Annotated in this window: 7 protein-coding genes; 4 read left to right on the forward strand and 3 right to left on the reverse strand. The window is 69.2% G+C overall.

The annotated features are described in order from the left end of the window. The first annotated feature begins 223 nt into the window (after positions 1-223). The 4 genes from KME77_RS18770 to KME77_RS18785 are packed head-to-tail and all read left to right on the forward strand — an operon-like array spanning position 224 to position 2,769. Entirely contained in the window at positions 224-847 is a 624-nt protein-coding gene (locus KME77_RS18770) for a hypothetical protein (protein WP_219469310.1), read from the forward strand. Continuing rightward, on the forward strand, positions 844-1,158 hold the full coding sequence (locus KME77_RS18775) for a winged helix-turn-helix domain-containing protein (protein WP_308250764.1): 315 nt from the start codon (positions 844-846) through the stop codon (positions 1,156-1,158). Before KME77_RS18770 ends, KME77_RS18775 begins: the two co-directional genes overlap by 4 nt. After that, positions 1,155-2,036, forward strand: a complete 882-nt coding sequence (locus KME77_RS18780) for an ABC transporter ATP-binding protein (protein WP_219469316.1) — start codon at positions 1,155-1,157, stop codon at positions 2,034-2,036. Before KME77_RS18775 ends, KME77_RS18780 begins: the two co-directional genes overlap by 4 nt. Next, positions 2,029-2,769: an ABC transporter permease gene (locus KME77_RS18785; protein ID WP_219469319.1), complete on the forward strand. Its 741-nt coding sequence runs from the start codon at positions 2,029-2,031 to the stop codon at positions 2,767-2,769. Before KME77_RS18780 ends, KME77_RS18785 begins: the two co-directional genes overlap by 8 nt. 92 nt (positions 2,770-2,861) lie before the next feature. Here the strand turns inward: KME77_RS18785 and KME77_RS18790 are convergent, their stop codons facing one another. From KME77_RS18790 to KME77_RS18800, 3 genes are all read right to left on the reverse strand, one after another. Next, the gene (locus KME77_RS18790; RefSeq protein WP_219469321.1) at positions 2,862-4,121 is read right to left on the reverse strand and encodes a S1C family serine protease; all 1,260 of its coding nucleotides are present in this window, start codon (positions 4,119-4,121) and stop codon (positions 2,862-2,864) included. Positions 4,122-4,357: 236 nt separating this feature from the next. Beyond that, positions 4,358-5,899, reverse strand: coding sequence for an acyl-CoA synthetase (locus KME77_RS18795; protein WP_219469325.1), 1,542 nt, complete (start codon positions 5,897-5,899; stop codon positions 4,358-4,360). 153 nt (positions 5,900-6,052) lie between these two features. Continuing rightward, the coding region (locus tag KME77_RS18800) for a hypothetical protein (RefSeq protein WP_219469328.1) at positions 6,053-6,670 on the reverse strand (618 nt) is incomplete at its 5' end.

Genomic DNA, 6,670 nt, shown 5'->3' on the forward strand with positions numbered 1-6,670 from the left:
CCGCCCCCCCGCCAGCCCGCCCCCCGCCGCGTGGACGTCGCGACCGGCGGCCTGTTCATCGGCCTCGGCGTCCGCCTGGCCGTCGAACGCTGACCCGGCGCCCCCTTCCTCGCGCACCACCCCTCCCCCAGCCCCGTACGGCGGGTCGTTCCGTGACGGCGCTTGTGTTTACGACGCAGTGCGGTTTACGATACAAACCAGTTTGACGATAAGAGGAGTTGTGATGGCAGACGACGGTGACCGGATCCCGAGCCCCGAGGAGACCCTGCGCCTCATCGAGGAGCAACGGGCCGCCACCGTGTCCCGCCTGCGCGGCGACCCCGTGCTCCTGTACGTCCCCTGGGGCACCGCCTGGCTGGTCGGCTTCAGCCTGCTGTTCCTGCACTACGGCCTCGACGGCAGGCCGTACGCGCCGATCTCCCTGTGGCAGGCCCTGGCCGTCCACCTGATCGCCCAGGTGGTCGCCGGCGCCTTCGCCGCGTACGGGATCACCAAGCAGACCTCCGGCGTCCGGGGTGACATCTCCACCAAGGGCACCATGTACGGCTACAGCTGGTTCGCCGGGATGGCCGTGATGACGGTGATCGGCATCCGGCTCGCCCCGATGCTGCCCGAGGCGGAGGGCGGGCTGCTGTGGGCCGGCATCGCCCTGCTGGTGGTGGCGATCCTCTACATGGCCGGCGGGGCGATCTTCCTGAACTGGAGGATGTTCTTCCTCGGCGTCGCGGTGGCCGCGGTGGACGCGGTCGGCGTGGTGCTCGGCCCCGGCTGGCACGCGCTGCTGGCCGCCGTGCTGCTCGGCGGCGGCCAGATCGTCCTCGGCCTGTGGTGGAGGCGGCACCCGTGAGCGCCCCGCCCGAGCTCGACCCGGTCATCCACGCGCAGGCCAGATTGCGGGTGGTCGCCGCTCTCAACACGATGGGCGCCGGGAACGAGATGGCCTTCCCCGCGCTCAAGGATCTGCTCGGCATGACGGCCGGCAACCTGTCGGTCCATCTGAGCAAGCTCGAGGAAGCCGGCTACGTGGAGATCACCAAGACCCACAAGGGCCGCACCCCGGTCACCTATGTCGCGCTCACCCAGCGCGGCAGGGCGGCCTTCGACGACTACACCAAGGCGATCCGCGCCCTGCTCGACAACGCTGGAGGCACCTCATGACCGTCCTCGCCAGAACGGTCGAGGCCACCCGCCGCTACGGCGACGTGCTGGCTCTCGACCACGTCTCCCTCGACATCAGGGCGGGCGAGCTGGTGGGCCTGCTCGGCCCCAACGGCGCGGGCAAGTCCACCTTGATCAACCTGTTCGTGGGCCTGCGCCGGCAGACCTCCGGCACGGTCGAGCTGCTCGGCGGCTCCCCCCAGGACCCGGTCGTGCGGCGGGGCATCGGCGTGACGCCGCAGGAGACGGGGCTGCCGGAGTCGCTGCGCGTCGGCGAGATCGTCGACTTCGTCTCCGCGCACTTCCCGGAGCGGGCCGACAAGACGGAGCTGCTGGGGCGCTTCGGCCTGGACGGCCTGGTCAAGCGCCAGATCGGCGGCCTGTCCGGCGGCCAGAAGCGGCGGCTGGGCGTGGCGCTGGCCTTCGCCGGCAACCCGCGCATGGTCTTCCTCGACGAGCCGACCACCGGCCTCGACGTGGAGGCCAGGCGGGCCCTGTGGGACGGCATCGAGGACTTCCACGAGCGCGGCGGCACGGTCCTGCTCACCAGCCACTACCTCGAGGAGATCGAGGCCCTGGCGCAGCGCGTCGTGGTCGTCGGCCACGGACGGGTGCTGGCCGACGACACCGTGCGCGCCGTGCGCGACATGGTCGGCGTGCGCCGCGTCTCGCTGGACGCCGACCACCTGCCCGAGCTGCCCGGCGTCCTGGCCACCGAGCGTGAGGACGGCCGGATCCACCTGGTCACCACCGACCCCGACCAGCTGGTCGTCGAGCTCGTACGGAGCGGCGCGCCGTTCTCCGGCCTGGAGATCAGGCCGACCACGCTGGAGGAAGCCTTCCTCGCCATCACCGCCAAGGAGTCCGCGCATGTCTAGCCTGCTCGTCGCCCACACCCGCTACCTGTTGCTGGAGCAGCTCCGGGTGCCGATCGGCCTGGTGGCCAGCGCGTTCTTCCCGGCGGCGTCGATGCTGGCGTTCGTGGTGCCGTTCGCCGGCCAGGATCCCATGGCCGCCACGCAGGCGACCGGCTCGATGATGCTGATCGGCGCGATGTCGGCCGCGCTCATGGGCCTGAGCATCACCGTCGCCCAGGACCGCGAGCTGCCGTGGAACCCGTACCTGCGCACGCTGCCCGCCGGGCCGTTGCCGCGCTTCGCGGGGCGGATCATCACCACGATGATCACGATGCTGGTGGCGACGATCCCGGTGCTGCTGATCGCGGCCCTGTTCACCGAGGCGACCATCACGCCGCCGAAACTGCTGCTCGGGCTGCTCGCGCTGCTCGGCGCGTCGGTGCCGTTCATGCTGATCGGCCTGTTCATCGGCTTCGTGCTGCCGTCCAAGGCCGCCATCGGGGTCTCGCAGGTCGTCTTCTTCCCGGTCGCGATCCTGGGCGGGCTGTTCATGCCGCCGCAGATCATGCCGGGCTTCGTCCAGGCGGTCTCGCCGTACGTGCCGGCGCGCGGGGCGGGCGAGCTGCTCTGGGCCGTCACCGCGGGGAGCACGCCCAACACGGTGGCGCTGATCATGCTCGGGGTCTGGACCGTGGCCGCGGCGCTCGCGGCGGGCTGGGCCTACAAGCGCGACGAGGGACGCCGCTTCTCCTGACATCCCCTCACCCGGTGTCCCGGGCAAACGGGGGGGTGTGCCGCCGAGTCCGCAGCGATCTCGACGGCACACCCGTCCGTGAGGGGGTCCGGTTATTTCTTCTCTTGGAGGGTGACGGTGACAGTACTCGACTTTCCGTCCCTCATATAAGTGATCTGAACCTGTTGGCCTACTTTGAAACCTCTGACCTGGCCAACAACCGTGTCGCCGCCGTCCACCGCCGTGTTCCCGATCTTGGTGATGATGTCGCCCTCCTGCAGCCCCGCCTTGGCCGCGGGGCTGTCCTGCGTCACCTGCCGGACGAGCGCGCCGGGCACGTCGCCGCTGGCGTCGGTGACGCTGACGCCCAGGAACGCGTGGGTCACCTTGCCGGTGCTGATGAGCTGGTCGGACACCTGCTTGGCGGTGTTGACCGGGATGGCGAAGCCGACGCCGATGTTGCCGCTGCTGCCGCCGTTCGTGGCGATCGCGCTGTTGATGCCGATCACCTGACCGGCCGCGTTCACCAGCGCGCCGCCCGAGTTGCCGGGGTTGATGGCCGCGTCGGTCTGGATCGCGTCGCCGAGCGTGGTCGTGCCGCTCTCCTGGCTCTGCTGCCTGCCCCAGCCGGGCGGCATCTGCTGCTGATCCTGCTCGCCGCCGACGGTGACCGTCCGGTTCAGCGCGCTGACGATGCCCATCGTGACGGATCCGTCGAGGCCGAGCGGGCTGCCGACGGCCAGCACGGAGTCGCCGACCTTGAGCTGGTCGCTGTCGCCGAGCGAGGCCGCGGTCAGGCCCGAGACGTCCTCGGCCTTGATGACCGCCAGGTCGGTACTCGGGTCGGTGCCCACGACCGACGCCTTGGCCGTCTTGCCGTCGTTGAACTTCACCGTCATCTGGCCGCCGCTCCCGGCGCCGACGACCACGTGGTTGTTGGTGAGGATGAGCCCGTCGTCGGAGAGCACGACGCCCGACCCCTCGCCGGACTGGCCCTGGATCATGACGACCGACGGCTGCACCTTCGCCGCCACCTCCGAGACGGTGAGCTGGCTGGAGGCCTGCTTGAAGACCGGGCTCGGCGCGGAGACGACCTGGGCCTGCGGGGCGAAGGCCGTGGCGGCGGCGGCCCCCACGGCGCCGCCCCCCACCGCCATGGCCGCCAGGGCCAGCCCGGCGACCGTCTTCCTGCCGAAGGCGAGGCCCGGCTTGCGCGGCTGCGGGGGCAGGGGCTGGATCATCGTGTCGTTCTGCGTCTGGTGCTGGTGCGGGGCGCCGCTGTCTCGCCGGGGGAAGCCCCCGGCGGAGGGCGGCTGCGCACCGAACTGGCTCCAGCCGCCAGTGCCCTGCTCGCGAGGCTCGTTCGCGTTCATGTCATCTCCTCAAGTCCCGATGACACAAGGTTGCCAATGAGCGCGTAAGTGCAGGTTAAGCCGAAGATCAGAGGAGTCTGAGAAGGGTAACGGCAGCTTTATCGACGCTGCTCAGTGACCGGCCGATCGCCCCGGATCCGAGAAAAAATCTGGCGGAAATTTTGCCGGTGAGCGGCGGCGCCCGTCCGAGTCAACCAAATCGGGCGCCGCCTCGCCACTCGTCCCGGGTCAGGGGCTCAGCCGGCCGGGCTCGTGGGCCAGTACTCGTCCTTCAGCAACCGCTTGTACAGCTTGCCCGTGGGGTGCCGCGGCAGCTCCTCCCGGAAGTCCACCGACCTGGGGCACTTGTAGTGGGCCAGGCGTTCGCGGCAGTACTCGATCAGCTCGGCCTCCAGCGCCGGTCCGGCCTCCGCCATCGACGACGGCTGGATCACGGCCTTGACCTGCTCGCCCATCTCCTCGTCGGGGACGCCGAAGACGGCCACGTCGGCGACCTTCGGGTGCAGGCACAGGACGTTCTCGGCCTCCTGCGGGTAGATGTTCACCCCGCCGGAGATGATCATGTACGAGCGGCGGTCGGTCAGGTAGAGGAAGCCGTCGGCGTCCAGGTAGCCGATGTCACCGAGGGTGGTCCAGCCCCTGCCCTGCGGGTCCTGGACGGAGCGGGTCTTGTCGGGGTCGCCGTGGTACTCGAAGCGGGCCGGGCTCTCGAAGTAGATGGTGCCGTGCTCGCCGGGCTGCAACTCGTTGCCGTCCTCGTCGCAGATGTGCACGCTGCCGAGCAGTGAGCGGCCGACCGTGCCGGGGTGCTCCAGCCAGTCCTGGGAGCCGGTGTAGAGGAAGCCGTTGCCCTCGGTGCCGGCGTAGTACTCGTGGATGATCGGGCCCCACCACTCGATCATCTGCTGCTTGACGGGGATCGGGCAGGGCGCGGCGGCGTGGATGGCGCACGCGAGGGACGACAGGTCGTACTTTTTCCTGATCTCGGGGGGCAGTTTGAGCATCTTGATGAACATCGTCGGGACGAGCTGGGCGTGCGTCACCTTGTACCGTTCGACCGTCTCCAGGAAGCGTTCGGGGTCGAAGCGCTCCATGACGACGACCGTCGAGCCGAGCCGCTGGAAGGTCAGGCTGTAGCGCAGCGGCGCCGCGTGGTACAGCGGCGCGGGCGAGAGGTAGACGCTGTCGGCCGTCGGCGCGAACAGGCCCTCGATGAGCTTGAGCAGGATGTTCGGCTCGGTGAGCGGGGCGTTGGGCAGGGCCGGCTTGATGCCCTTGGGCCGGCCGGTGGTGCCGGACGAGTACAGCATGTCCGAGCCCTGGCTCTCGTCGGCGATCGGGGTGACCGGGTGCCCGGCCACCGCCTCCTCATAGGCCTGGAAGCCCTCGGCGGCGCCGTCCAGCATGAGACGCAGCTGGACGCCGGGGGTCACGGCGGTGACGGAGGTGGCGACCTCGGCCAGCGCGTGCTCGGAGATGAAGACGCGCGCCTCGCAGTTGTTGACGATGTAGGCCAGCTCGTCGGTCTGCAGGCGCGAGCTGATCGCGGTGAAGTACAGGCCCGAGCGGTAGGCGGCCCAGGCGATGGTCAGGAAGAGCGGGTGGTTGCCCAGCATGAAGGCGATGTGATCGCCCTGCCGCAGTCCGGCGGCGCGGAACAGGTGGGCCAGCCGGTTCGACTCCTCGTCCAGCTGGCGGTAGGTGATGACCTGGCCGGAGCCCGCCATGATGACGGCGGGCTTGTCGGGCGTGACGGCTGCTATCGCTCCCGGGTGCATGCCCGAACGATATTCGGCGAGGCGTGGGTGGCGCCATCTCTTGGGACACGGCATCCAGGGACACAGCCTCTTGGGACACGGCGGAGCCGCGGTCCCGATGAGGGGACCGCGGCTCCTTGTCGAACCAGGTGCTATCTGATCACTGCTGTCCGATCACATGGCGGAAGCGTGGTACACGTCCTGCCAGCCGGAGTGGTAGCCGGTCGGCTCGTGCCGGTTGCCCCTGCTCACGTCCACGTAGATGTGAGCGGCGTTCTTACCGGAGAACGAGTAGTGCACCGGGTGCTTGTGGCAGTTCTTGAAGGACTTGAACCACGCGTGGCCGTGCTTGTCGACGACCTTGAAGGTCTCCCACGCGCACTTCTTGCCACCCCACCACTTGTAGTTGGTGAGCGTGCTGTCGACGGTGAAGAAGTGGTCGTAGCGCCACTCCCACACCCTCTTCTTCTCCTTCTTGACGACTTCCTTGCAGACCTTCTCGTGCTTCTTCTTGTCGAAGAAGCAGATCTTCTTCTTGACGAAGAAGGTCTTCCAGTACCAGAACTTGTAGCCCTTCTTCTCCACGGTCACGTGGCCTTCTGCCGAGGCCTTGTGGTCGCTGGAGTAGTAGGCGCCCCAGCTGTCCTGGTAGGTGGACGAGGCGGTGGTGGCGGGAGTCGCGGTTGTTGCGGTTGTTGCGCCGGCGGCTGCCGGCGCGGCGGCGGCCACAATGGCGGGGGGCGCTACGCCGATCAGGGTTCGGGGGAGGGATCGCATTTTGGGGCCTCCTCG

Source organism: Nonomuraea rhizosphaerae, assembly GCF_019396405.1.
GTDB lineage: Bacteria > Actinomycetota > Actinomycetes > Streptosporangiales > Streptosporangiaceae > Nonomuraea > Nonomuraea rhizosphaerae.

Excerpts from the sequence above, each read along its gene's own strand:
- KME77_RS18770 (WP_219469310.1), top strand. The coding sequence starts at position 224 with ATGGCAGACGACGGTGACCGGATCCCGAGCCCCGAGGAGACCCTGCGC.
- KME77_RS18785 (WP_219469319.1), top strand. The coding sequence starts at position 2,029 with ATGTCTAGCCTGCTCGTCGCCCACACCCGCTACCTGTTGCTGGAGCAG.
- KME77_RS18795 (WP_219469325.1), bottom strand. The coding sequence starts at position 5,899 with ATGCACCCGGGAGCGATAGCAGCCGTCACGCCCGACAAGCCCGCCGTC.
- KME77_RS18780 (WP_219469316.1), top strand. The coding sequence starts at position 1,155 with ATGACCGTCCTCGCCAGAACGGTCGAGGCCACCCGCCGCTACGGCGAC.
- KME77_RS18790 (WP_219469321.1), bottom strand. The coding sequence starts at position 4,121 with ATGAACGCGAACGAGCCTCGCGAGCAGGGCACTGGCGGCTGGAGCCAG.